This is a genomic window from Ruegeria sp. CDSC042 (genome assembly GCF_059610745.1).
This window is the reverse complement of sequence record NZ_JBXWOF010000002.1, coordinates 128453-152431: the sequence shown is the minus strand read 5'-3', so window position 1 is coordinate 152431 and position 23979 is coordinate 128453. Positions and strand designations below refer to the sequence as shown.

The 23979-nt window shown below is 57.8% G+C and carries 25 protein-coding genes; 14 read left to right on the top strand and 11 right to left on the bottom strand.

The window, feature by feature from the left end; translation table 11 throughout:
* Positions 1 to 13: 13 nt before the first annotated feature.
* The 11 genes from sucC (at position 14) to lpdA (ending at position 11288) form a co-directional block, all read left to right on the top strand.
* Positions 14 to 1207, top strand: a complete 1194-nt coding sequence (sucC, locus tag AC2FHX_RS06455) for an ADP-forming succinate--CoA ligase subunit beta (RefSeq protein ID WP_496696438.1) — start codon at positions 14 to 16, stop codon at positions 1205 to 1207.
* A 214-nt stretch (positions 1208 to 1421) separates the two neighbouring features.
* Positions 1422 to 1670 carry a hypothetical protein gene (locus tag AC2FHX_RS06450; protein WP_281972548.1) on the top strand — a complete coding sequence of 83 codons (249 nt, stop codon included), beginning with the start codon at positions 1422 to 1424 and terminating at the stop codon, positions 1668 to 1670.
* Positions 1671 to 1742: 72 nt separating this feature from the next.
* Entirely contained in the window at positions 1743 to 2624 is an 882-nt protein-coding gene (sucD, locus tag AC2FHX_RS06445) for a succinate--CoA ligase subunit alpha (protein ID WP_109312903.1), read from the top strand.
* Between the two features lie 36 nt (positions 2625 to 2660).
* Complete coding sequence (locus AC2FHX_RS06440; protein WP_496700904.1) at positions 2661 to 3314, top strand: hypothetical protein; 654 nt, start codon at positions 2661 to 2663, stop codon at positions 3312 to 3314.
* Positions 3311 to 3853: a DUF805 domain-containing protein gene (locus tag AC2FHX_RS06435; protein WP_496689161.1), complete on the top strand. Its 543-nt coding sequence runs from the start codon at positions 3311 to 3313 to the stop codon at positions 3851 to 3853. The genes AC2FHX_RS06440 and AC2FHX_RS06435 overlap by 4 nt, the downstream gene beginning before the upstream one ends.
* Positions 3854 to 3910: 57 nt before the next feature.
* Entirely contained in the window at positions 3911 to 4609 is a 699-nt protein-coding gene (locus tag AC2FHX_RS06430; RefSeq protein ID WP_496700906.1) for a sulfotransferase family 2 domain-containing protein, read from the top strand.
* A gap of 37 nt (positions 4610 to 4646) precedes the next feature.
* Positions 4647 to 7604: a 2-oxoglutarate dehydrogenase E1 component gene (locus tag AC2FHX_RS06425; protein WP_496700908.1), complete on the top strand. Its 2958-nt coding sequence runs from the start codon at positions 4647 to 4649 to the stop codon at positions 7602 to 7604.
* Positions 7605 to 7606: 2 nt separating this feature from the next.
* Positions 7607 to 9109 carry a 2-oxoglutarate dehydrogenase complex dihydrolipoyllysine-residue succinyltransferase gene (odhB, locus tag AC2FHX_RS06420; protein ID WP_496700910.1) on the top strand — a complete coding sequence of 501 codons (1503 nt, stop codon included), beginning with the start codon at positions 7607 to 7609 and terminating at the stop codon, positions 9107 to 9109.
* A 2-nt stretch (positions 9110 to 9111) separates the two neighbouring features.
* The gene (locus AC2FHX_RS06415; protein ID WP_142635953.1) at positions 9112 to 9381 is read left to right on the top strand and encodes a hypothetical protein; all 270 of its coding nucleotides are present in this window, start codon (positions 9112 to 9114) and stop codon (positions 9379 to 9381) included.
* Positions 9382 to 9425: 44 nt separating this feature from the next.
* Positions 9426 to 9815: an MAPEG family protein gene (locus AC2FHX_RS06410; RefSeq protein ID WP_496700912.1), complete on the top strand. Its 390-nt coding sequence runs from the start codon at positions 9426 to 9428 to the stop codon at positions 9813 to 9815.
* Between the two features lie 84 nt (positions 9816 to 9899).
* On the top strand, positions 9900 to 11288 hold the full coding sequence (gene lpdA / locus AC2FHX_RS06405; protein WP_496700914.1) for a dihydrolipoyl dehydrogenase: 1389 nt from the start codon (positions 9900 to 9902) through the stop codon (positions 11286 to 11288).
* A 17-nt stretch (positions 11289 to 11305) separates the two neighbouring features.
* On the opposite strand, the gene AC2FHX_RS06400 is transcribed toward lpdA, so the two are convergent.
* Positions 11306 to 11884: a TetR/AcrR family transcriptional regulator gene (locus AC2FHX_RS06400; RefSeq protein ID WP_142635458.1), complete on the bottom strand. Its 579-nt coding sequence runs from the start codon at positions 11882 to 11884 to the stop codon at positions 11306 to 11308.
* Positions 11885 to 11983: 99 nt separating this feature from the next.
* Here AC2FHX_RS06400 and AC2FHX_RS06395 point away from each other — a divergent pair, with 99 nt between their 5' ends.
* Positions 11984 to 12577: an NAD(P)H-dependent oxidoreductase gene (locus tag AC2FHX_RS06395; RefSeq protein ID WP_142635456.1), complete on the top strand. Its 594-nt coding sequence runs from the start codon at positions 11984 to 11986 to the stop codon at positions 12575 to 12577.
* Between the two features lie 102 nt (positions 12578 to 12679).
* Here the strand turns inward: AC2FHX_RS06395 and AC2FHX_RS06390 are convergent, their stop codons facing one another.
* The 5 genes from AC2FHX_RS06390 to AC2FHX_RS06370 form a co-directional block, all read right to left on the bottom strand.
* Entirely contained in the window at positions 12680 to 13732 is a 1053-nt protein-coding gene (locus tag AC2FHX_RS06390) for a sterol desaturase family protein (RefSeq protein WP_271948450.1), read from the bottom strand.
* Positions 13733 to 13823: 91 nt separating this feature from the next.
* Positions 13824 to 14429, bottom strand: coding sequence for a pyridoxamine 5'-phosphate oxidase family protein (locus tag AC2FHX_RS06385; RefSeq protein ID WP_496700916.1), 606 nt, complete (start codon positions 14427 to 14429; stop codon positions 13824 to 13826).
* The gene (locus tag AC2FHX_RS06380) at positions 14416 to 15156 is read right to left on the bottom strand and encodes a lysophospholipid acyltransferase family protein (protein WP_496700918.1); all 741 of its coding nucleotides are present in this window, start codon (positions 15154 to 15156) and stop codon (positions 14416 to 14418) included. The genes AC2FHX_RS06385 and AC2FHX_RS06380 overlap by 14 nt, the downstream gene beginning before the upstream one ends.
* A complete protein-coding gene (locus AC2FHX_RS06375) occupies positions 15156 to 16058 on the bottom strand; it encodes a cell division protein FtsX (protein WP_496700920.1) in 903 nt (300 codons plus the stop codon). The genes AC2FHX_RS06380 and AC2FHX_RS06375 overlap by 1 nt, the downstream gene beginning before the upstream one ends.
* Positions 16055 to 16732 (bottom strand): cell division ATP-binding protein FtsE, encoded by a 678-nt coding sequence (locus AC2FHX_RS06370; protein WP_496700921.1) that lies wholly within the window; start codon positions 16730 to 16732, stop codon positions 16055 to 16057. The genes AC2FHX_RS06375 and AC2FHX_RS06370 overlap by 4 nt, the downstream gene beginning before the upstream one ends.
* Positions 16733 to 16914: 182 nt before the next feature.
* Between AC2FHX_RS06370 and AC2FHX_RS06365 the strand changes: the two genes are divergently transcribed.
* Positions 16915 to 17649: a zinc-ribbon domain-containing protein gene (locus AC2FHX_RS06365; RefSeq protein WP_496700923.1), complete on the top strand. Its 735-nt coding sequence runs from the start codon at positions 16915 to 16917 to the stop codon at positions 17647 to 17649.
* Here the strand turns inward: AC2FHX_RS06365 and AC2FHX_RS06360 are convergent, their stop codons facing one another.
* The 5 genes from AC2FHX_RS06360 to argH all read right to left on the bottom strand — a co-directional run bounded on the left by AC2FHX_RS06360 (position 17650) and on the right by argH (position 23364).
* The gene (locus tag AC2FHX_RS06360) at positions 17650 to 20187 is read right to left on the bottom strand and encodes a TIGR02302 family protein (RefSeq protein WP_496700925.1); all 2538 of its coding nucleotides are present in this window, start codon (positions 20185 to 20187) and stop codon (positions 17650 to 17652) included. It abuts the gene before it with no gap.
* 37 nt (positions 20188 to 20224) lie between these two features.
* Positions 20225 to 21490, bottom strand: coding sequence for a diaminopimelate decarboxylase (lysA, locus tag AC2FHX_RS06355; RefSeq protein ID WP_496689007.1), 1266 nt, complete (start codon positions 21488 to 21490; stop codon positions 20225 to 20227).
* Positions 21491 to 21555: 65 nt separating this feature from the next.
* The gene (locus tag AC2FHX_RS06350) at positions 21556 to 21711 is read right to left on the bottom strand and encodes a hypothetical protein (protein WP_185956656.1); all 156 of its coding nucleotides are present in this window, start codon (positions 21709 to 21711) and stop codon (positions 21556 to 21558) included.
* 82 nt (positions 21712 to 21793) lie between these two features.
* On the bottom strand, positions 21794 to 21976 hold the full coding sequence (locus AC2FHX_RS06345; RefSeq protein ID WP_496700927.1) for an argininosuccinate lyase: 183 nt from the start codon (positions 21974 to 21976) through the stop codon (positions 21794 to 21796).
* The gene (gene argH, locus AC2FHX_RS06340; RefSeq protein WP_496700929.1) at positions 21976 to 23364 is read right to left on the bottom strand and encodes an argininosuccinate lyase; all 1389 of its coding nucleotides are present in this window, start codon (positions 23362 to 23364) and stop codon (positions 21976 to 21978) included. The genes AC2FHX_RS06345 and argH overlap by 1 nt, the downstream gene beginning before the upstream one ends.
* A 21-nt stretch (positions 23365 to 23385) precedes the next feature.
* On the opposite strand from argH, the gene AC2FHX_RS06335 reads away from it, so the two are divergent.
* Complete coding sequence (locus AC2FHX_RS06335; protein ID WP_271948463.1) at positions 23386 to 23952, top strand: TlpA disulfide reductase family protein; 567 nt, start codon at positions 23386 to 23388, stop codon at positions 23950 to 23952.
* The last annotated feature ends 27 nt before the right edge of the window (positions 23953 to 23979 follow it).

Here is a 23979-nt window from a genome sequence, read left to right as displayed (position 1 = left end):
CGGGACAGTTTCGATGAACATTCACGAATATCAGGCCAAAGCGCTTCTTCGCAGCTATGGCGCCCCGGTTTCCGACGGTCGCGCGGTCCTGCGCGCCGAGGAAGCTAAAACCGCAGCCGGTGAGTTGGACGGACCTCTTTGGGTCGTCAAAGCGCAGATCCACGCGGGCGGCCGCGGCAAGGGGTCTTTCAAGGAATCCGATGCCGGGGAAAAAGGCGGCGTCCGTCTGACCAAATCGGTTGAAGAGGCCGCCGAGGAAGCCAAGAAGATGCTGGGGCGCACGTTGGTCACCCATCAAACCGGCCCCGCAGGCAAACAGGTCAACCGCATCTATATCGAAGCAGGGTCCGGCATCGAAACGGAATTGTACCTGGCCCTGTTGGTAGACCGCCAGACCAGCCGCATCTCATTCGTCTGCTCGACCGAAGGCGGCATGGATATCGAAGAGGTGGCCGCAGCCACGCCTGAAAAAATCTTGTCCTTCTCGGTTGACCCAGCCACCGGTTATCAGGCCTATCACGGCCGCCGCATCGCATTCTCGCTGGGCCTGCAGGGCGCACAGGTCAAACAATGCGTCAAACTGATGAGCCAGCTCTATGCCGCCTTCGTCGAGAAGGACATGGAAATGCTGGAGATCAACCCGCTGATCGTCTCCGACAGCGGCGACCTCAAGGTGCTGGATGCCAAGGTCAGTTTTGACGGCAACGCGATGTATCGCCATCCGGATATTTCAGAACTGCGCGACACCACCGAGGAAGACCCCAAGGAACTGGAAGCCTCGAAATACGACCTGAACTATATCGCGCTGGATGGTGAGATTGGGTGCATGGTCAACGGCGCCGGTCTGGCGATGGCGACGATGGACATTATCAAGCTGTACGGGGCCGAACCTGCCAACTTCCTTGACGTGGGTGGTGGCGCGACCAAAGAGAAAGTGACCGAAGCTTTCAAAATCATCACCTCGGACCCGCAGGTCAAAGGCATTCTGGTCAACATCTTCGGCGGCATCATGCGCTGTGATGTGATTGCTGAGGGCGTCGTGGCTGCGGTGAAAGAGGTCGGCCTGCAGGTTCCGCTGGTCGTGCGTCTGGAAGGCACGAACGTTGAGAAAGGTAAAGAGATCATCAACACCTCTGGCCTGGACGTAATCGCGGCGGACAACCTGAAAGACGGAGCCGAGAAGATCGTGAAGGCGGTTAAGGGGTAAATTCGTGGGTCTTTTCAGTAAGCCACTGTTGTTTGCAGGCGCACTGCTTAGCTTGGCCGCCTGTCAAACAACAACTGAGAGCACGTCGCCGTCGAACCCGCCAGAAATCAAGCGGTCATCAAACGCGGGTCCAGGCGCCAATCCGGTCTCGGCCAGACAAGCTACGGCGTATTTCCGCGCGCTGTGTGGTCAGGCAGAATTGGGACGCAGTGCTTTGGAAGACGCAGCGGCGGCAAATGGATTTGTCCAGAACTCGAAAACAACGACATACTTTCATCAGAAACAAGATCTTTCGGTCAAACTGACCGATACTGCCTGCTCAATTGTGTTTGTGTCCAACGAAAATCCATCAACGGTCAATGGGACTTTTAACGCTTTGCAAAGCGACTTGGGTCCGATCAGCATCCGGGACGTGGGTGTACTCGGCGGCGAACACTACTTCAGCGCACGGATCAAAGTTTGAATGGGCGTGAGCCTACAACCAATACCTTAAGGGTCACCTGACCCATCAATGGTAAAAATAGGAGAACGCCAAATGGCAGTCCTCATCGACGAAAATACCAAAGTGATCTGTCAGGGCTTTACCGGCTCGCAGGGCACATTCCACTCTGAACAGGCCATTGCGTATGGCACCAAGATGGTTGGCGGTGTGACCCCCGGCAAAGGCGGGATGACCCACCTTGACCTGCCCGTGTTCAACTCGGTCCACGAAGCTAAGCATGTGACCGAAGCCAACGCATCGGTGATCTATGTTCCACCGCCCTTTGCGGCGGACTCGATCCTTGAGGCGATTGATGCCGAGATGGAAGTGATCGTCTGCATCACCGAAGGCATCCCGGTTCTGGACATGATGAAGGTGAAGCGCGCTCTGGAAGGCTCTAGCTCGCGCCTGATTGGCCCGAACTGCCCCGGTGTCATCACGCCCGACGCCTGCAAGATCGGCATCATGCCCGGCCACATCCACAAGCGCGGCTCGGTCGGTGTTGTGTCGCGGTCTGGTACTTTGACCTATGAAGCGGTCAAGCAGACCACTGATGTGGGTCTGGGCCAGTCCACCTGTGTGGGCATCGGCGGCGACCCGATCAAAGGCACCGAGCATATCGACGTGCTGGAATGGTTCCTGGCCGATGACGAAACCCATTCGATCATTATGATCGGTGAAATCGGTGGTTCCGCCGAAGAAGAAGCCGCGCAGTTCCTGGCGGATGAGGCCAAGAAGGGCCGTTCCAAACCCACGGCGGGTTTCATCGCTGGCCGCACAGCCCCTCCGGGCCGCCGCATGGGTCACGCGGGCGCGATTGTCGCCGGTGGCAAAGGCGGAGCCGAGGACAAGATCGAAGCCATGCGCTCGGCCGGTATCGTCGTGGCCGAAAGCCCCGCACAGCTGGGTGAGGCTGTGCTGGAAGCGATTGGGTAGACTGTGGCTTGGGGTTGCAAACTCCTGGTTGGTTTTGTGGCTGCCATTGCGGCAGCCGCAACCGTTCCCGCGGCAGCGAAAAACTCGGACTTGGCGTCGGAAACCACGGCTGCATGCCAGTCAACAACTGATTTGGAGGCCTTAGCCGACGCCCTAGTCAAGATCGGCTGGACACCTAGCCTGCCCGCCGATCTCGAAGAACGCGCAATTCGCTCATATGCAGCTACCTTTTTATACCACCATCTTGGCTTTAGCGATGTCCCTGACCCAAGAATTGCGAGTGCATGGGCACGGGCGCTCAAGAATGCTTCCGGAGCGCGGAATCTGAAACAGATAAAAGACTCTCAAAAGCAAGACCTGTGGTTTGTTCGAACACAAACCGGAAGCGTTTTGCGCGTCGATAGTTTTGAGAATGCGTCCTATAGCCAAGTGAGTTGCGTATTTGCATTCAAAGAAGAAGATTCACCAACTACGTTTCGGAAAATGCTTGGCGATTCAGATCGCGATCCTCAGACCCTTCCGCCGCTCTACCATCTTCGGCCTCAATCATCCGAAAGCGCCGGCCTCAAGCGAAGGCTAAATGGAGCGATACTCAATACCGAGCGGATTTCGACTGTTTCGGGGTCCGAAATTGACGTGGCATCCGTTTTCTTGACGTTCACATCGAAACAGCCAGAGGCCCCCGAATGACCTTCTCTGACGCCATCCGCACCTGTTTCGCCAAGTTCTTCACCTTCTCAGGGAGAGCCTCGCGGCCTGAATACTGGTTCTTTTTCCTGTTCATCGTGATCTGGAGCATCATCGCCGGGATCATCGATGCGCAGTTTTTCACACAGGTCGCCGTGAGCGAAACAGAAACGTCCAAATCTGTTTCCGTCACGTCCTCGCAGCCTGTGCAAAGCATCGTCAGCCTGATCGTCTTCTTCCCGCATCTGGCCGTCGCCTGGCGGCGGATGCATGATACCGGGCGCAGCGGGCTGTATGCGCTGCTGCCGATCCTGCTGTTCTTTGGCGCCGGGGCCGTACTGGTCTTTGGCATCGGCCTCGCCTCGCATTTCCAGCATGGTGGCAATCTGGACATCCTGTTCACCCGCGCCACTTTGCTGATCGTCATTCCGACATTTATCGTTCTGTTTGTGTCGCCCCTCCTGGTCCTATGGTGGCTGACCCGCCCCAGCCAGCCAGGCACCAACCAATACGGTCCCAATCCTTCAGAGGTCCCTCAATGAACCTGCTGAGCGTAAACTCTCTACAAGCGGCCCCTGTGGCCAGAAAGGCCATCTGACATGGTTTTGGTTTGCCATGAGCACAAATTCATCTATCTCAAGACGACGAAGACCGCGGGAACCTCTACCGAGATAGCGCTTCAGCCTTTATGCGAAGAACCCGGTCTTCCGCGGCTTGAAAATGGGCAAATCCGCGTATCGAAATACGGTATTGTCGGTGCTCGTGGGAAAACTGCAAGTTTGGTCCGGCCGAAATGGCAGTTCTGGCGCAAATACGCATGGCGCAACCATATGCCTGCGAAACAGGTTCGAGCCAATCTTGGTGCAAAGACCTTTGATTCCTATACAAAGATCGCCAACGTACGAAATCCTTTCGATCGTGCTGTATCCGACTACCACTTTCGGAAGCATCAGCAAGGATTGCCCTCGGAAGACCCGCAGACCGAAATTGCTCAGTTCAAAGAGTTCATCCGGTCAAAGGCCTGGGGCAATAACTGGGACATAGTCTCGATCAACAACAAGCTGATCGTGGACAAGTTCGTCCGCAAGGAAAACCTGCAGTCAGATCTGAAAGAGATTTATCGCTCCTTTGGGCTGCCGGAAGACAGCTTTGAATTGCCGCACGAAAAGTCGATGGCCGAACGACGAAAAGGCATTCCGGTGCCCGATTATTTCGACGCAGATACGATAGACATCGTTCGACGAAGAATGACCTGGGTATTCGAGGCCGGAAACTACCCCGAAGATCCGCAAAACTAAATCCTACCAAATCCGAAATCGCATTTGAGGTCCTACAATGACCGAACATTCGCCCAACTCTGCCTTCCACGCCTCAAGCTTTATGCAGGGGCATAATGCCGAATATCTGGAGCAGCTCTACGCCCAGTATTCCAAGAACCCCGGCGCGGTGGATGCCGCCTGGGCCGAGTTCTTCAAGGCCATGGGCGACGCCTCGCCTGATGTCCAGCGCGAGGCCGAGGGGCCTTCGTGGGCGCGGTCCGACTGGCCGCCGATGCCGACGGATGATCTGACCGGTGCGTTGACTGGCGAATGGGCCGAGATCGACGCCAAGGCGGCGGGTAAGAAGATCAAGGAAAAAGCCGCCGACAAAGGTGTTGCCGTCAGCGAAGACCAGATTAAGCGCGCAGTTCTGGACAGTCTGCGGGCGCTGATGCTGATCCGGGCCTATCGTATTCGGGGTCATCTGGCCGCCGATCTGGACCCTTTGGGCATGCGGGCTGCCAGCACGCATCCGGAATTGGACCCCAAGACTTATGGGTTTACCGATGCCGATATGGATCGCCCGATCTTTATCGACAACGTGCTGGGCCTGCAGATGGCCAGTATGCGCCAGATCGTCGAGATCGTGAAACGCACCTATTGCGGCACCTTCGCACTGCAATACATGCATATTTCGAACCCGGAAGAGGCCGCCTGGCTGAAAGAGCGGATCGAAGGCTATGGCAAGGAAATCGCGTTCACCAAAGAGGGCCGCAAGGCCATCCTGAACAAGATGGTCGAGGCCGAAGGGTTCGAAAAGTTCCTGCACGTGAAATACATGGGCACCAAGCGCTTTGGTCTGGACGGCGGCGAAGCACTGATCCCCGCGATGGAACAGATCATCAAACGCGGCGGGGCCCTAGGCCTGAGCGATATTGTCATCGGCATGCCCCACCGCGGACGTCTGAACATTCTAGCGAATGTAATGGCCAAGCCATACCGCGCCATCTTTAACGAATTCCAGGGGGGCAGCTTCAAGCCTGAGGACGTGGATGGCTCGGGCGATGTAAAATACCACCTGGGCGCCTCAAGCGACCGCGAATTTGACGGCAACAGTGTACACCTTTCATTGACCGCTAACCCAAGCCACCTTGAGGCGGTGAACCCTGTTGTTCTGGGCAAGGTCCGCGCCAAGCAGGATCAGTTGAACGACACCGACCGGACCAGAGTCATGGCCATTCTACTGCATGGCGATGCGGCCTTTGCCGGTCAGGGTGTCGTTGCCGAAGGATTCGGCCTGTCCGGCCTGCGCGGTCACAGGACCGGCGGCACCATGCATATCGTGGTGAACAACCAGATCGGCTTTACCACTGCACCGCATTTCTCGCGCTCCAGCCCTTATCCCACGGATATCGCACTGATGGTTGAAGCTCCGATCTTCCACGTGAATGGCGACGACCCCGAGGCGGTGGTACACGCAGCCAAGGTTGCGACCGAGTTTCGCCAGAAGTTCCACAAGGACGTGGTTCTGGATATATTCTGCTATCGCCGGTTCGGGCATAACGAGGGCGACGAGCCCATGTTCACCAACCCGATCATGTACAAGAAGATCAAGACCCATAAGACCACGCTGTCACTATACACGGAACGGCTGGTCAAGGACGGGTTGATCCCCGAAGGCGAGATCGAAGATATGAAAGCCGCCTTCCAGGCCCATCTGAATGATGAGTTCGAAGCCGGCAAAGACTATAAGCCCAACAAGGCCGACTGGCTGGACGGGCGTTGGGCGCATCTGGATAAGAACAAAGACGAATATGTCCGCGGCGATACTGCGATTGCACCAGAAACCCTGGCCGAGGTTGGCGCATCGCTAACCCGGGCCCCCGAAGGATTTGCGCTCCATAAAACTGTCGGCCGCCTGCTGGATCACAAAAAGCAAATGTTCGAAAGCGGCAAAGGCTTTGACTGGGCCACGGGTGAGGCACTGGCCTTTGGATCATTGCTGACCGAAGGCTATCCAGTTCGCCTGTCGGGACAGGACGCGACGCGCGGTACGTTCAGCCAGCGTCATTCCGGCTTTATCAATCAGGAAACTGAAGAGCGGTACTATCCACTGAACAACATCCGGGCTGGTCAATCACAATATGAGGTGATCGACTCGATGCTGTCGGAATACGCGGTTCTGGGCTTTGAATACGGCTTTTCCCTGGCTGAACCCAACGCTCTGACCCTGTGGGAGGCGCAGTTCGGCGATTTCGCCAACGGTGCGCAGATCATGTTCGATCAGTTCATCAGCTCGGGCGAAAGCAAATGGCTGCGCATGTCCGGTCTGGTGACCCTGCTGCCGCACGGGTTCGAAGGGCAAGGGCCTGAACACTCGTCCTCGCGTCTGGAACGCTTTCTGCAGATGTGTGGTCAGGACAACTGGATCGTAGCCAACTGCACGACGCCTGCAAACTACTTCCATATCCTGCGCCGTCAGCTGCACAGAACCTTCCGCAAGCCTCTGATCCTGGTGACACCGAAATCGCTGCTGCGCCACAAGCTGGCGATCAGCACGGCCGAGGATTTCACCACCGGCTCCAGCTTCCACCGGGTGCTGTGGGACGACGCGCAAAAGGGTAACTCGGACACAACCCTGGTCAAGGATGACAAAATCAAGCGGGTCGTGATGTGTTCCGGCAAGGTCTATTTCGACCTGCTGGAAGAGCGTGACGCGCGCGGTATCGACGATGTCTATCTGATGCGGATCGAACAGTACTATCCGTTCCCCGCGCATTCGCTGATCAATGAACTGGAACGGTTCAAGGGAGCCGAAATCATCTGGTGTCAGGAAGAGCCCAAGAACCAGGGTGCATGGTCCTTTATCGAACCCAATATCGAATGGGTCCTGACCCGGATCGGCGCCAAACATACCCGCCCGGTCTATGTCGGCCGCGCCACCTCGGCCTCACCTGCGACAGGTCTGGCCAGCCAACATAAAGCCCAACAAGAAGCGCTGGTGAACGAAGCGCTGAGCATTGAAGGAAAGTAATGATGTCCATTGAAGTTCGTGTTCCCACGCTGGGCGAATCCGTTACCGAAGCCACCGTCGCCACCTGGTTCAAGAAGCCCGGTGACGCGGTCGCCATCGATGAAATGCTGTGCGAGCTTGAGACCGATAAGGTCACGGTCGAGGTCCCCTCGCCAGCCGCTGGCGTGATGGGTGAGGTTGTCGCCGCCGAAGGCGAAACCGTTGGTGTTGATGCCCTGCTGGCGACAATCGTCGCCGGAGAAGGCGCCGCCCCGGCCCCAGCCGCCGCACCTGCGCCTGCCGCAGCACCGGCAGCCTCGGGCGGCAGCGTTGATGTGATGGTGCCCACGTTGGGCGAATCCGTGACCGAAGCGACGGTCTCGACCTGGTTCAAACAGGTCGGTGACAGCGTCGCACAGGACGAGATGCTGTGTGAGCTGGAAACCGACAAGGTCTCGGTCGAGGTTCCCGCTCCTGCGGCGGGTGTTCTGGCAGAAATCGTTGCCCCTGAAGGCGCAACTGTAGACGCCGCTGCCAAGCTGGCGGTGATCTCGGGTTCAGCAGCAGGGGCAGTAGCCGCTCCGGCAGCGGTTGCACCTGCAAGCGGAAGTGATTCCGTTGGCGGCAAAGATGTGGCCAATGCACCCTCGGCCGAAAAAGCCATGGCCCAGGCTGGCCTGTCCGCCGATCAGGTCACGGGAACCGGACGCGACGGACGTATCATGAAGGAAGATGTGGCCAAGGCAGTCGCGGCCCCAGCGCCCGCTGTCGCGGCACCCGCACCTGCGATCCAGGCGCCACGCGCACCCGTTGCTGCACAGGATGCCAGCCGCGAGGAACGTGTGCGCATGACACGCCTGCGCCAGACCATCGCCAAACGCCTGAAAGACAGCCAGAACACCGCCGCCATGCTGACCACCTATAATGAGGTGGACATGACCGAGGTGATGGCCCTGCGAAACCAGTACAAAGACCAGTTCGAGAAGAAGCACGGCGTCCGTCTGGGCTTTATGTCCTTCTTCACCAAGGCCTGCTGTCATGCACTGAAAGAAGTGCCCGAAGTGAATGCCGAGATTGATGGCACCGACATAGTCTATAAGAACTTTGTGCATATGGGTGTCGCCGCAGGCACGCCGACCGGTCTTGTTGTTCCGGTCATCCGTGATGCGGATTCGATGTCATTTGCCGCGATCGAAAAGGCCATCGCCGAAAAGGGCAGGCGCGCCCGTGACGGCAAGCTGAGCATGGAAGAAATGCAGGGCGGCACGTTCACCATCTCGAACGGCGGCGTCTATGGCTCGCTGATGTCCTCGCCGATCCTGAACCCGCCGCAGTCGGGTATTCTTGGTATGCACAAGATTCAGGACCGTCCCATGGCCATCAACGGTGAGGTCAAGATCCGCCCGATGATGTATCTGGCTCTGTCCTATGACCACCGGATCGTGGACGGCAAAGGTGCTGTGACCTTCCTAGTGCGCGTGAAAGAGGCGCTGGAAGACCCACGTCGTCTGCTGATGGATCTATAACCATGGCAACTCATGTTCTCTGGCAGGCTGACGTTGCCGATTTCGATGTCTGGTTAAAGGTGTTTCGCGAAGACAAGCCAATGCGGGAGGCCGCGGGTATCCGCGACCTCCACATCTGGAAAGACCCCGATCAGCGTGATCATGCGGTTGCAATGTTTGAGGTGGTTGATCTTGAAAAGGCCCTGAGTTTCTTTGATTCCGAGGAATTGGCCATGCATCACGAACGCGGCGGGATCGCGCATATTCAGGTGAAGCTTCTGACGCCAGTCTAAACCGATTTATCGCATCCGTTCCTAGTGCCGAGGAAACAAGCTGAATGACCACGGAATTGACCGTCTTGTCGCTGGCAGCCCTTCTTTGGGTCGCTCAATTTGTCGCCTATTTGATCTCTGGCCACGGCAAGGTCGATGTGCTGCACGCGTTGGGGCCACGTGATACCCCGTTTGACAAACCTGCTGCAATGGGACGATTGCACCGGGCGCTTAGCAACCATTCCGAAGGGTTGGTTTTGTTCGCTATCGCATCTTTGGTCATTACGGCCTCGGGGCAATCCAGCGCTTTTACTGCCGCCTGTAGTTGGGTCTACCTGATCGCACGCGCTTCCTATGTTCCGGCCTATGCATTTGGCTGGACACCATGGCGTACGGTGATCTGGATGATCGGGCTGCTGGCGACCACTGCAATGCTGTTGGCAGCTGTGTTTTGATTCGAGCTGCCGCATAGATTATTCAATGGGGGTGCATTGCGCGGACAAGCGCATCCGACCCCACCAAATACAAGGACCGGACAAATGGCAAACTATGACGTCATCGTAATCGGAGCAGGCCCCGGCGGCTATGTCTGCGCCATCCGCTGCGCGCAGCTGGGGTTGAAAACCGCCGTGGTCGAAGGGCGTGAGACGCTGGGCGGCACTTGCCTCAACGTGGGCTGCATTCCGTCCAAGGCGCTGTTGCATGCCAGCCATCAGCTGCACGAGGCCGAACATAACTTTGCCAAGATGGGCCTCAAGGGCAAAAGCCCTTCGGTCGATTGGAAGCAGATGCAGGCCTATAAGGACGAAGTCATTGACGGCAACACCAAGGGCATCGAATTCCTGTTCAAGAAGAACAAGATCGACTGGCTGAAAGGCTGGGGTTCGATCCCGGCCGCTGGGCAGGTCAAGGTGGGTGACGAGGTGCATGAAGCCAAGAACATCATCATCGCGTCCGGGTCCGAGCCATCCGCGCTGCCCGGTGTCGAAGTGGACGAAAAGGTTGTCGTGACCTCGACCGGTGCGTTGGCGCTGGGAAAAATCCCGAAAAAAATGGTCGTCATCGGCGCAGGTGTGATCGGGCTTGAACTGGGCTCGGTCTACAGCCGTCTGGGCGCCGAAGTGACAGTTATCGAATTCCTCAAGGAAATCACCCCGGGCATGGACCCTGAGGTTCAGAAAACCTTCCAGCGCATCCTCAAGAAACAGGGCCTGAACTTTGTCATGGGTGCTGCGGTGCAAAAGACCGAAGCCACCAAGACCAAGGCCAAGGTAACTTATAAGCTGCTGAAGGATGACAGCGAGCATGTGATTGACGCCGATACCGTCCTTGTCGCTACTGGGCGCAAACCGTTCTCGGATGGTTTGGGGCTGGACGCTTTGGGTGTTGAAATGACACCCCGCAGTCAGATCAAGGTAGGCGCCGATTGGCAGACCAACGTCCCCGGCATCTACGCCATCGGCGACGTGACCGAAGGCCCGATGCTGGCGCATAAGGCCGAAGACGAAGGCATGGCCGCTGCCGAACAGATTGCGGGCAAGCATGGGCATGTGAACTATGGCGTCATTCCGGGCGTGATCTACACCTGGCCCGAGGTCGCCAATGTCGGCGAGACCGAGGCGACGCTCAAGGAACAGGGCCGTGCCTATAAGGTCGGAAAGTTCATGTTCATGGGCAATGGCCGCGCCAAGGCGAACTTTGCCTCGGATGGTTTCGTCAAGATTCTGGCAGACAAGGAAACCGACCGCATTCTGGGCGCGCATATCATTGGCCCGGCTGCGGGTGATTTGATTCACGAGGTCTGCGTGGCGATGGAATTCGGCGCCTCGGCCGAAGATCTGGCGCTGACCTGTCACGCGCATCCGACATATTCCGAAGCGGTGCGTGAGGCGGCCCTGGCCTGCGGTGACGGGCCAATTCACAGCTAAAAAAAGGACCCCGGTGACTAGGTCGCCGGGGTCAACCATGCATCGAGATAGACCCTCAACCGGTCGGTAAAACCGGTCGAGGCGTGCAAGGCGCAGAACTTAAGGGACATGGCCTGAATGGCAAAGGCCTGAACACCTTCGGCCAACAGCTCGGTCGGAATGTCCTGTCGGACATCCGCAGCGTCAAGCCACATCATCACCACACGAAAGTAGCGCTCAAAGCAATATGCGATCGGTCCGATATCGGCGATAGCCGTCGCCCCCGAATATCTTATCAACAAGTCAAAGACATACCGTTCGGATGTCATGAAGCTGTGAACCGGCTGCAGGGCGGTCATGATATCATTCACCGATTTGGGCGCTGTCCCAGCCTCGGCCTGATCGAGGCAGGCATTCAGCCGATCTGCGATCAGAAGCTCCATCAAGGCATCCTTGTCGCGAAAATGCGCGAAGAACGTCCCTTTGGCGACGCCAGCGCTCTGGACGACCTCTTCTACCCTCAGCGCCTCGTATCCGCTGTTTTCAATGAGCGCCTCGGCAGCCGCCAAAAGCCGGGCCCGAGTTTTGAGAGTTCGTTTCTGGGGTGGTTTTTGCATATGGTTTGCTCGCATGTTTTCTGACCATGGTCAAATTTTTATTGACCGCGGTCATTTTCTGATTCTATAAGTGACCATGGTCATTTTCAGGAGAGCCCCATGCAACCGAAGAAAATACTCGTCCTCGACGGACACCCCGCCGATAGCAGCCTGTCGCGGACCTTTGCTGAAACTTATGCCGACGCCGCCCGAGGCAAGGGACATGACGTACGTCTAGTCCATCTGAGTGAGATGCAGTTCGACTTTGATTTTGGCCAGGGCAATTATCACGATTTCAAACCGCTAGAACCGGTTCTTGAGCAGGTATTGCAAGATTTCGAATGGAGCGAGCATCTGGTCTTGACCACACCAATGTGGTGGGGCGGATTGCCCGCAAAACTCAAAGGTCTGATCGACCGGATGTTCATCCCCGGACGCACCTTTGACACGCGAAACACCACTAAGATTGGATTGCCCGCCCCGATGCTGAGCGGACGCACCGCGCGCGTCATTCTGACATCAGATACGCCGGGTTGGTTCATGCGCCTGATCTATCGCCAGGCCCTGATCCGCCAGGTACGCGATCAGATATTGGGATTTGTTGGCTTCAAGCCGACCCGGTTCACCTATTTTGCCGGGGCAAGTTATCCCAAACCGGGTCACGTGGACCGCTGGGTCAGCAAGATCGCCAAGATCGGAGCCGCCGCGGCTTGAGGGCGTTTGCGTCACTATGCCCAGCCGAAACCACCGCCAAGGCGTTGCCGGGCACAGGCGATCAGCGGATCACGTCAGGCCGGCAACCACCGCAGATGCTCGCTATTTGACCGAATGGCGACTGGCGGCATCTGCATCGGGCGCTTGGTAAGACGATGGCCGCCGTTTCTTGTTCAGAATACGCCACGCATCTCTGAACGGCAGGAAATAGAGCTTCATGCAGGTGTCCATCTCGTGACCCTTGTCCTTCTCGGTCACGCCGAATTTCACGTCCCTGTTATCCTCAGGCATGATATAGGTGCCGAACAACACATCCCAGAACGGAAACATGAAGGCGAAGTTTTTGTCCAGATGGTCCGGGTGGCAACTGTGATGCACGTGGTGATGCGCAGGCGAGGGAAAAACTTTCGACCACACACCCGGCCAACGCAACCAGATATGGGAATGTCGCAGATTATAACCTCCGACATTGAACAAGAACATCAGCACCGGCACGCCCAGCAATGCCGGCATGTTCGGCTGGTACCCTAACAGTCGAAACGCAAACCCGGTTACTGCGCCGGCACCAAACCCAATCGCAACATTGTAGAGGATATTGTCTATCGGATGTTCGCGAAAATTCGACAACGGGTGCATCACCTCGGCGCTGTGATGAACTTTGTGAAATTGCCACAACAGCGGGACCTTGTGCTGCAGGTAATGGGCTGCGTAGCCGATGAAATCCATAATCAGGAATAGAATGAGCATGTAGGTGAAGGTAGCCAAAGCCCCCAACCAGCCAACCAAGGGCTCTGCCCGGGGTGAGTTATTGGGGTCAAGCCCACCGCTTGCCCATTGATAGGACAAGGCAGCTGATCCGGCGAGCAGACCCAATATCAGAAAATGCCCGATCAGTTTGTGGAAAAAGAAATAGCGGATATCGAGCCATGCCGAAGGGTGGTCCCAGACCTTGCGGGGAAACAGAAACCCCAGAAAGCTGCTCTCACCGTCGACATGTGACGCGTTTCTGCGCTTCACGGCATAGATGGCGAAGGCAATCAGCAGAGAACTGCCAACATAAACATAGAAAATCCGGTTCGTGGGATCCAAAGGAGACGTAAACACATAGCGGGCGTGGTTCAGGAAAGAATCCCAAACTGAACTAAGCTGCTCCATTGACGGCTCCTGTAACCTGTATTTGCCTCACGGTTCTCTACTTACCTACCCGTGTGACGATTCTTTGACCAAACCTTGATAAGTAAACAGGCTACCACATCGTTTTTGCGGCGCGTTGCCCCCAGGCCTCATCATATTGCGTGCCACCTTCCTCGCCGTCTGACGCTTCGGCCAGGATTTCACCCATTGTCGGCAATATGGCGGCTTCGTCCCCGCTGCTCCAAGTCCGCGCACGCATCAGCGCACGGGCACACTGAGTGTAGACCTCGGTAATGTCGATGACGATCACGGTGGCCGGAAGCCTGCCTTGTTTTTCGAACCGGGTTCGAAGGTCTTGGTCCGCTGTCAGTCGGGCCGACCCGTTGACGCGCACAACATTGTTCGACCCTGGGACCATGAACATCAAGGACACACGCGGATCGCGCACGATATTGCGCAAGCTGTCCAGCCGGTTGTTTCCGCGCCAGTCGGGCATCGCCAATGTCTTTGGATCCAGTTCCAGAACCACCGAACCATCATCGCCACGTGGGCTGCCATCGACCCCTTCGGGCCCAACCGTACTGAGTACGCATAGCCGCGAAGCCATAACCCATTGCCGGTACAGAGGCGTCAACCGGTGCGCTACTTTACGCAATGATGGGGCGCCCGGTGCGCCGTAATGTCCCTCGAGCGTTTCGATATCGTCAATGAACTGCATCAGGATCAAACCCCACTTCTGTCATCAAAGCGTTCGAGCGCGTCTCGATCACATCTTCCAATCGGTCCAGAAAGCGCGCACGTTCGACGCCGGGTTCTATCGGATCAAGGAAGTCGACGATCGCAAGGCCGGGTTTGCGCATCACGCCGCTTCGGGGCCAGAACACTCCGGCATTTGTTGCAACAGGTACGCAAGGGATTCCCAAGCCTTCGTACAGGACGGCAGTTCCAACCTTATACGGTTTGTGAACGCCTGGCGCGACACGGGTGCCCTGCGGATAGATCACCAACTGGCCAGGTTCTGTAAATTCCTTTGCCACATCCTGGACCATCTTGGCCACAGCAGCGCCCTTCTTGCCGCGATTGACCGGGATGCACCCCAGGCGGCTGGCGTAAAGCCCAATGACTGGCGTCCACAGTAATTCGCGCTTCATAATGAACTTGCCATGAGGAATCGCGCTAAAGATCATGATGATATCGAGGAAAGACTGGTGTTTGGCCCCGATGACCACCTCGTCCACTGGCACAGTCCCGCGAACTTCGCATCGAATACCAACCATCCAACGCGCCAGCCACATGGTTGTGCGCGCATAGGTCTTGCATGCATGTAACGCTCCGCGCTTTGCAAACATGGCGTAAGGAGCAAACACGAGGCCAAGGACCAGCATCCACATGTAGATCACGATCATGAAGACCAGTGAGCGGACCCATTGAATTGGAGTGGCCATTACGAAAGCTCCTTCAATTTGCGGTTTGCCGCAGTCCATGTGGCTAGAAAGGCCACCGCAGCACCCAGTACCGGGATGAGGGCTGGCAACAGCCACCCTGCCCCCTGAAAGCCCAGGCCCGTCAGAAAGCCGCCCTCGTCCGACGATGCCTCGGGCAGCAACAACACACCTGTCATTCCGAACAGCACACCAACCATCGCGCCAAAAAATGCGCGGTAGGTGAAGCGGCGAACAAACGCATTGGCAATAAATCGATCCCGGGCCCCGACAAGACGCAGCACCTCGATAATCTGCGCGTTGGCTGCCAGCGACGCATTGGCCGCCAATGTGATCATGGCGGCGGTCGCTCCGCCAATCAGAAGGATTGAGACCCAGCCAAGCCTCCGGAGCGAGCGGGCCGCATCAACCAAAGGTTCGCGCCAGCGCGAGTGGTCGTCCAGAACGGCTCCGGGCACCTCGGCCCCAAGACGCAGGCGCAATCCTGCTGCATCCAGACCTGGCTCACCTTCGACAATTTCGATCAGCTGCGGCACGGGCAGCGTGTCCAGTGGCAAATCCGGGCCAAACCAGGGCGACAACAGCGCAATCTGCTCCTCGATGGTCAACGCCCGGGCAGAGGCGACACCGGGTGTTTGCGACAACACCGTCAGCGCGGTTTCAGTCTGGGCGGCCATCTGGTCGGCCGGGGCATTGATCCGCACCGTGGCAGCGCCGGCAAGTTCGCTTGCCCAGCGGTCTGCCACTCGCCCCGACGCCAATGACAGAGCCAGCGCGAACACCGCAAGAAAGCCCATCGCACCGGACACGAACAGTGTGAGATGTGCAGTATAGCCAGTGGGCGGAACAACCCGGTCGGCGCGACCGTCGCGTTTCAACAGGTTGCGGAAGGTTTCCATGTTCATAGATCCGCCCCCGCCAGTTGAATTTGGCGCTGCGAGATGCGCAAAACACGCGCCTGCACCTGGCTTTTCGCCGCACGGATCAGGCTAAGATCATGGGTCGCAATCAAGACTGTCTTGCCCATCTTGTTCAACTCGACCAGCAGGCGCAAAAGTCGCTGAGACATTTCCCAATCCACATTGCCCGTCGGCTCATCGGCCAGCACGACATCCGGCGACAGCATCACCGCACGGGCCAGCGCCGCACGCTGGCGTTCACCGCCTGACAGCTCTGGTGGCAGCGCGTCAAGACGCGTACCCAGCCCGACCCAGTTTAACAGATCTGACAGATCTGTTTGCTCGGCAATTTCCGCCTTACCGGATACCATCAACGGCAAAGCGACATTCTCGGCCAAAGTCATGTGATCCAGAAACCGGCAATCCTGATGCACCACACCTATCCGGCGGCGCATCAGGGCCATCTGATCGCGGTCAAGGCGGGCGATATCCTGATCGAACACGCTCAGCCTTCCCGATGTGGGCAGCAATGCGCCATAGCAGAGCTTTAACAGGGTTGTTTTGCCAGCACCGGACGGCCCGGTCAGGAAATGAAACGACCCCGGTTGAAGCTTAAGCGATACGTCGCTCAGCAATTCACCTCCACCATAGGTGTAGCTGACATGGTCCAGCTCGATCACGGGGGCCCCCAATTTTTGTGCCGCTCTTCTTGCCCCAGCGCGGTTCAGGTTTCAATGCCCGTACCGGGTCCAAATGGTGACACTTGGCCCGCGAAACCGAAAACGCGCTTTGCTGTTTGGTTCTAACGGAATATCATTCTTAAAAAAACTATTATCAGGCCAACCCCCGGCCCGGAGGCAGCATGCGTCTTACTTGTCCCAACTGCAGTGCCCAATACGAGGTGCCAGACGAGGTCATTCCAGAGGAAGGCCGCGATGTTCAGTGTTCGAATTGCGAGAAAACGTGGTTCCAGGCCAAACATCCGGCGGATCCAACCGTTGAGCAACCTTCAGATGAAACGTCTGCCGAGGATAAGGCTGTTCCACCGGCGGAGTCAGAAACCGCCGACCAGACCGAGCCCGAGCCCGAAACCGCACCAAAGGATGGTGCGCCGGTCAGCAATGTGGATCCTTCGGTCGCCGATATTCTGAAGGAAGAAGCCGCACGCGAAGCCGAATTGCGGGCTCAGGAAGGTAGCAGCCTTGAAAGCCAGCCTGATCTTGCTCTTGATCCACCTTCCGAGCCGGAACCAGACCCCGAACAGGCGGTCAAGGAACTGACAGCTACAGAAATCGCTAAAGATTCCGGGCAAGGTGACGCCCTGCCCGATGTCGAGACGATCAATTCCGGTTTCCGCGGCGACGCCTCTGCAGATGCGCCCGAGGTATCAGCGCCTGCGCCCCGCAAATCCGGCGGCTTTCTGCGTGGGTTTGCTCTGATCTTGATACTTGGTGTGATCCTGTTCCTGATCTACGGCAATGCTCCGCAAATCAGTGAGGCTGTTCCTCAGGCGGATGCAGTTCTCAAACCTTATGTGTCTTTGGTGGATCAAGCCCGGCTTTGGCTGGATACTCAGGCTGGCGCTTCCCAGAACTGATCAGAACCGTTCAAGCAGGCGCTTGAGATATTCCAATTCAATCTCGGGACGTTCGGATTCACCGGTCCGGCGGCGAATTTCGTCCAGCAACTCGCGCGCACGGCGATAAACGTCCTCACCCTGCAGCAGGCTCTCATCGGTTGACATCGACCCGTTTGCCCCTGGGTTGCGGCCCAGTGGATCGCGGTTGTTGGCCTGCATATCACCTTCCTGGCTGCCTTGACCTGGTTGATTCTGCTGGTTCTGGGCCAAGGCCTCACCTAACGAGCGCATCCCTTCCCGCAGCGCATCCATCGCTTCGGACTGGTTGTCGATAGCATCGGCCAGCTCGTCATTCCGCAGAGCCTGCTCAGCCTCATTCATGGCGCGGCCAGCGCGCCCAAGCGCATCACGGGCGGCTTCGCCTTCCGGGGTACCGGCACCGGGCAGGTTTTGTTGCTGGCGGCCCAGCTCATCGCGCAGGGCCTGTTGACGATCGGCCAGCGAACCCTGACCCTGCTGACCTTCATCAGCCTGGTCCGAACCCTGCCCCTGTCCGCCCTGGCCTTCGTGGCTCTGACCACGGCCCTGACCGCCATTGCGGCCTTGATTGCCCTGGTTTTCACCAGTCTGCGCACCGGGATTGAACTGCTCTTGCAGATCGCGGAAAGCCTGATCGCTCAGCCCCTGTTGATCGCGCAATGTCTCTGCCAAACCCTCCATCGCCTGTTGGCCTTCGGATTGCTGACCTTGACCCTGACCTTGCGTGACGCGCATGTTCTCCATCATCTGCTGGAATTCCTCCAGCGCCTGCTGCGCCTCGGCCATACGGCCCTGCTCCATCAGATCCTGAATTCGATCCATCATCCGTTGCAGATCATCCTGCGTCATCTGCAAGGATTCTCCGTCTTGCCCCTGCTGACCTTCTTCACCGTTCTGCTCTGCCAACCGCTGTAACTGTTGCAGGTAGTCCTGGGTGGCCTCGCGCAGCTCTTGCATCAGCTCAGCGATCTCTTCGTCGCTTGCCCCGTTCTGCATCGCCTCCGTCAGGCGCTCCTGCGCCCGGCGCATCCGCTCAAGAGCGTCGGCAAGCGTACCGTCCTCGATCAATACGGCCAGCTTCCATAGTGAGGCCGCGATTTCTTCCTGCTGCGTCGGCTTCAACCCGTATTCGGTAAATGTCTCAAGCCGCCGAAGTGTCACCCGCAGGCGTAAATAGGCCGTATCCGAGCGGAACAGGTCCTCGGGCAGATACGATACCGCCCGCAGAATCTGAGATACCCGTTTCGCGTTGTCCCGTGACCACAGCAGATCGCGCCGCTGTTCAACGATCGCAGCCGCCAGCGGATCAAAGAACCGACGCGCCGGAAGTGCTGTTGTATAGGGTTCAGACTGCCCTTGCTGATCGGCAGCATCACGCGCCATCAAAGTGATCTTTACTGGCAGATGCGCCCAGGGATGTTGTGAGAAATCCTCGATCAGATTCTCGGTGAAATCGGCCCGGTCGCCTGTAATGGGCATCGGTAACTCAACCTCGATCACCTCACGCGGTTCTGGAATCGCCATCAGACCATAGCGGCGATCAATTGCATCCAGATCCAGTTCGATCAGGGCAGAGCCTGTTATCACACCGTAATCATCTTTGGCCGCAAAGGGCAGTTTCATCTGGCCGCCTGCTTCGGATTTGGCAACGTCCGACACGGTGATCTGCGGAGACGTATCTGCGATCACTTCCAACGCCCAATCGCGCCCGGAAGGCCCGTCTAGCGTCATTTGGCCCGAACGTTCGACAACAAATTCCTGTTCAGGGTCGGTGACCGCTTCCGTGCCCAGCGGTGTCGAGGTTTCGGTCAAGCTGTGCGCACCGACCTCGCCGTAGAATCGCAATGTGATGCGGCTGCCTTGCGGGACCGAAAGTGTCGGGTCGGATTGATCCGCCAGATAGAGCGTTGGCAAGCCGGTATAGCGTGGCGGCTCGACCCAGCCTTCCCAACTTGGTCCCTGACCGGCAACGGCTGCACCCGGTGTCATCTCTGTCACGGATCCTATGCGCCAGAAAGAGCCGAAAAGCACTGCAATCACCAGCGCCAGCAAAGCTATGAACCGCAGAGCATAGGGGTCGCGGTCGGCCAGTCGGAGATCGGGCTTTACCGGCGCAGCCTGTGCGGCACGTTCCGCCATACGCGCCTGATGAGCCCGCCACAGGGCCACAGAATCAGCATCCATCGCGCCGATGGCCTGTTCATCCATCAGAGCCTGGATAGGACGCCCTGGCAGGGTCTCATCCATCCGGATCAACGCTTCGTTTCGTGTCGGGATACGGAACCGCCGCGCGCCGTGGATCAGTGCAACCAACAGCCCAAACAACGCCGCCGACCCCGCGACCCAAACGGTTTCCACCCCGACATGGTCCTGCAGTCCGAGCATCAGCGCGGCCAACAGCGCCATGGAAATTGAGAAAAACGGCCAGAAAGACCGCCAAACCTGCTCGCTTAGCATCCCCACCTGCGTTAGCAGCAAAGACAATCTGGGGATCGGCAAGGTTTCTCTTGCGGTCAAGTCGGGCCTCCGTTCAGCGGCCCGCGCGTCTATTGCGTCAGAGCCACTCGGGTATGGTATCGCGGTTTATGATTTCGTCAAAGCTCGGACGTTCACGAATTACGGCAAATTGATCTCCGTGCACCAGAACTTCGGGTATCAGGGGCCGCGTGTTGTATTCGCTGGACATGACCGCGCCATAGGCCCCTGCGCTGCGAAAGGCGACCAGATCACCAGCACCCAGTGGCGGCATCTGCCGTTGCTTGGCAAATGTATCGCCGCTTTCGCAAACCGGACCGACGATATCATAGGGTTGCTGTTCCGTGCCCGGCACGGGTTCGATCACCGGTACGATATCGTGATAGGCTTCGTACATGGCCGGGCGGATCAGGTCGTTCATGGCACCGTCGAGGATCAGGAAATCCCGGCCCTCGCCGGATTTCACATAAATCACTTTGCTGACCATCAAACCAGCATTACCGGCAATCAGGCGGCCCGGCTCTATTTCGATTTCGCATCCCAGATGACCCAGAGTGTCTTTGATCAGCGCACCGTATTCCAAAGGCAGCGGCGGCGCGTCGTTCGAGCGCGCATAGGGAATGCCCAGCCCCCCACCCAGATCAAGGCGGCGAATATTGTGACCCTCATTGCGCAGCGTCTCAGTCAGCTCAGCAACCTTCTGATAGGCCAATGCAAAAGGCTCCAGCTCGGTCAGTTGCGAGCCGATATGGACGTCGATGCCAATGACCTCCAGCCCGGGCAGGCTGGCAGCGTGGGCATAGACTTCTGACGCACGGGCGATCGGAATGCCGAATTTATTCTCGGATTTTCCGGTGGCGATTTTGGCATGGGTCTTGGCGTCCACATCCGGATTTACCCTAACGGTGATCGGAGCAACGACGCCCAAATCAAGCGCAACGGCGTTGATCACCTCCATCTCGGGTTCGGATTCCACGTTGAACTGACGAATGCCACCGGTCAGAGCAGTGCGAATTTCTTCGGCTGTTTTGCCAACGCCCGAAAACACGATCTTATCGCCGGGCACTCCGGCAGCTTTGGCCCGCAGGTATTCCCCACCCGAAACAACGTCCATCCCCGCGCCTGCCTCGGCCAGCGTCTTCAGGATGGCCTGATTGCTGGCGGCCTTCATCGCATAACATACGAGGTGGTCGGTCCCGTCCAACGCCTCATCGAACAGCTGGAAATGACGCAGCAGCGTCGCCGTCGAATAGACGTAAAAGGGTGTCCCAACCGCAGCTGCGATTTCGGAGATCGGGACATCCTCGGCGTAAAGCGCGCCGTCGCGGTAAAGAAAGTGATCCATAAAGACGCGCTTAGACCAAAATGCCCCGGCGGATCAATGGATTCTACGCAAACAGGGGTGTCGCGTCATTCAATATGCGAAACGCCGACCCGCCCATAACCGGATATCGAAATTCCAGATCCGCCGGATTGGGGTTCGGGATCGGGTCGCGGTTTATAGGATGGGTCGCAAGCCGCAAGAATGGCGAGGCCAAAGAACAGGCCTAGAATCTTCATATTCATTTCTTTTTCCAAGGTTTACGGCCGAGCGTCATTGATCGGCCTGAAATGGGAACTGAGTGCTGAAACTGCAACTCGGGAAACACTACCGCCCGAGAAAAACGCTCAGGGGGCCGCGTTGCAGGCCAACGCCGCCCCCGACATAGGCGCCGCTGGTGCCGACGCCGATATTGGCGCTCATCGTTGGTTGGATCGGTTCGCCATCCGCACCGCATCCGGCCAGGGTTACCCCTGCCAGCACAAACAGAGCCGCAGTCAGAATTCGCATTACACCAACGCCTTCCATCGCTTGACCTGAGCCCGCACCTGATCCGGTGCCGTGCCGCCGTAAGACTGGCGCGAGTTTACCGAATTTTGCACCGTAAGGACAGAAAAGACGTCATCGGTGATCTCCGCATGCACTGTTTGCATATCCGCAAGCGTCAGGTCCGGCAGATCGCAGCCCTTGCTCTCGGCCATCGCAACCAGCGATCCGGTGACGTGATGGGCATCGCGGAACGGCAGGCCCAGAACGCGCACCAGCCAGTCGGCCAGATCAGTCGCGGTCGAAAAACCCGACCCTGCAGCCGCAGCCAGGCTTTCGCGGTTGGCGGTCATATCCTTGACCATGCCTTCCATCGCTGCCAGCGCCAGCATCCAGTTATCGGCAGCGTCAAAAACCTGTTCCTTGTCTTCCTGCATGTCCTTGGAATAGGCCAGCGGCAAGCCCTTCATCACCATCATCAGCGCGGTGTTGGCGCCATAAATGCGCCCGACCTTGGCACGGATCAGTTCTGCCGCATCCGGGTTCTTCTTTTGCGGCATGATAGACGAGCCAGTCGAAAAACGGTCAGACAGGGTGACAAAGCGGAACTGGGCAGAAGACCAGATCACCAGTTCTTCGGCAAAGCGCGACAGGTGCATTGCACAGATCGAAGCAGTTGACAGAAATTCCAGCGCAAAATCGCGGTCACTGACGGCGTCCAGCGAATTGGCAGCGGGACGGTCAAAGCCCAGCGCCTCGGCGGTCATGACCCGATCAATAGGGAACGAGGTTCCAGCCAGCGCGGCAGCCCCCAGTGGGGATTCGTTCATCCGCGCGCGGGCATCGCGGACGCGGGACAGATCACGCCCGAACATTTCGACATAAGCCATCATGTGATGCCCCCAGGTCACAGGCTGGGCGGTTTGCAGATGCGTAAAGCCCGGCATGACCCAGTCCGCCCCGGCCTCTGCCTGCGCCAAAAGCGCGCGGATTAGGGCCAGCAGACCGGTATCGGCGGCATCGAACTGATCACGCACCCACAATTTGAAATCGGTCGCCACCTGGTCATTGCGCGACCGGCCTGTGTGCAAACGGCCCGCAGGTTCGCCAATGATCTCTTTCAGGCGCGCCTCGACGTTCATGTGGATGTCTTCCAGAGCTGTCGAGAACTGGAACGCCCCGCTCTGAATTTCTGACAATACGGTGAGCAGCCCTTCCCGAATGGCCTCAGCATCACTATCAGTTATAACGCCCGTGGCAGCCAACATGGCGGCATGGGCGCGCGAGCCTGCAATGTCCTGGGCTGCCATCCGCTGATCGAACCCGATCGAGGCATTGATTGCCTCCATGATCGCGTCTGGACCGGCGGCAAAGCGGCCGCCCCACATCTGGTTCGAAGATTGATCGGTCATGTAAGAAAACCCGGAGTTGATATGCGCCTATTTCGTCTGATCCCCCTTTATATGGCCCTTGCGCTAGGTGCAAACGCGGCTTTGGCCACAGATGCGGAAACTCTGGGTCCGCTGCGCGAAGGCACCCTGAAGCGGTTGATCCTGCACAAAGAGCCCAAACCGCACACCTTGGTCGAATTTCAGTTGGAAGATGACGGTGGCACCGCAACGCTTGCCGACTATCAGGGCAAATACGTTCTGCTGAACTTTTGGGCCACATGGTGCGCACCGTGCCGCAAGGAAATGCCTCAGATCGCCGAGTTGCAGGCGGAATTCGGGGGTGACAAATTCGAAGTCCTGACATTGGCCACCGGGCGCAACTCACCCGCGGGGATCAAGAAGTTTTTCGAGGAAAACAACATCGAGAACCTGCCGCGCCATCAAGATCCGGGCTCGGCTGTGGCACGTGAGTTCGGTGTCATTGCCCTGCCAATCACGGTCATTCTTGACCCCGATGGCAATGAAGTCGCCCGCCTGATCGGGGATGCCGAGTGGAATTCAGACAGTGCCAAGGCGATCATTGCGGCACTGGTCGCGGAAGAAAGCTAAGGTCGTTTTCCTGAAGTCCTGAATTTA

Bases quoted from the DNA above. Each gene is read 5' to 3' on its own strand.
- AC2FHX_RS06425 (WP_496700908.1), top strand. From the start codon at position 4,647: ATGACCGAACATTCGCCCAACTCTGCCTTCCACGCCTCAAGCTTTATG.
- AC2FHX_RS06410 (WP_496700912.1), top strand. From the start codon at position 9,426: ATGACCACGGAATTGACCGTCTTGTCGCTGGCAGCCCTTCTTTGGGTC.
- AC2FHX_RS06380 (WP_496700918.1), bottom strand. From the start codon at position 15,156: ATGGCCACTCCAATTCAATGGGTCCGCTCACTGGTCTTCATGATCGTG.
- AC2FHX_RS06390 (WP_271948450.1), bottom strand. From the start codon at position 13,732: ATGGAGCAGCTTAGTTCAGTTTGGGATTCTTTCCTGAACCACGCCCGC.
- AC2FHX_RS06400 (WP_142635458.1), bottom strand. From the start codon at position 11,884: ATGCAAAAACCACCCCAGAAACGAACTCTCAAAACTCGGGCCCGGCTT.
- sucD (WP_109312903.1), top strand. From the start codon at position 1,743: ATGGCAGTCCTCATCGACGAAAATACCAAAGTGATCTGTCAGGGCTTT.
- AC2FHX_RS06345 (WP_496700927.1), bottom strand. From the start codon at position 21,976: ATGCGAATTCTGACTGCGGCTCTGTTTGTGCTGGCAGGGGTAACCCTG.
- argH (WP_496700929.1), bottom strand. From the start codon at position 23,364: ATGACCGATCAATCTTCGAACCAGATGTGGGGCGGCCGCTTTGCCGCC.
- AC2FHX_RS06415 (WP_142635953.1), top strand. From the start codon at position 9,112: ATGGCAACTCATGTTCTCTGGCAGGCTGACGTTGCCGATTTCGATGTC.
- AC2FHX_RS06385 (WP_496700916.1), bottom strand. From the start codon at position 14,429: ATGCAGTTCATTGACGATATCGAAACGCTCGAGGGACATTACGGCGCA.
- AC2FHX_RS06375 (WP_496700920.1), bottom strand. From the start codon at position 16,058: ATGAACATGGAAACCTTCCGCAACCTGTTGAAACGCGACGGTCGCGCC.
- odhB (WP_496700910.1), top strand. From the start codon at position 7,607: ATGTCCATTGAAGTTCGTGTTCCCACGCTGGGCGAATCCGTTACCGAA.
- AC2FHX_RS06365 (WP_496700923.1), top strand. From the start codon at position 16,915: ATGCGTCTTACTTGTCCCAACTGCAGTGCCCAATACGAGGTGCCAGAC.
- lysA (WP_496689007.1), bottom strand. From the start codon at position 21,490: ATGGATCACTTTCTTTACCGCGACGGCGCGCTTTACGCCGAGGATGTC.
- sucC (WP_496696438.1), top strand. From the start codon at position 14: ATGAACATTCACGAATATCAGGCCAAAGCGCTTCTTCGCAGCTATGGC.
- AC2FHX_RS06335 (WP_271948463.1), top strand. From the start codon at position 23,386: ATGCGCCTATTTCGTCTGATCCCCCTTTATATGGCCCTTGCGCTAGGT.
- lpdA (WP_496700914.1), top strand. From the start codon at position 9,900: ATGGCAAACTATGACGTCATCGTAATCGGAGCAGGCCCCGGCGGCTAT.
- AC2FHX_RS06430 (WP_496700906.1), top strand. From the start codon at position 3,911: ATGGTTTTGGTTTGCCATGAGCACAAATTCATCTATCTCAAGACGACG.
- AC2FHX_RS06435 (WP_496689161.1), top strand. From the start codon at position 3,311: ATGACCTTCTCTGACGCCATCCGCACCTGTTTCGCCAAGTTCTTCACC.
- AC2FHX_RS06350 (WP_185956656.1), bottom strand. From the start codon at position 21,711: ATGAATATGAAGATTCTAGGCCTGTTCTTTGGCCTCGCCATTCTTGCG.
- AC2FHX_RS06395 (WP_142635456.1), top strand. From the start codon at position 11,984: ATGCAACCGAAGAAAATACTCGTCCTCGACGGACACCCCGCCGATAGC.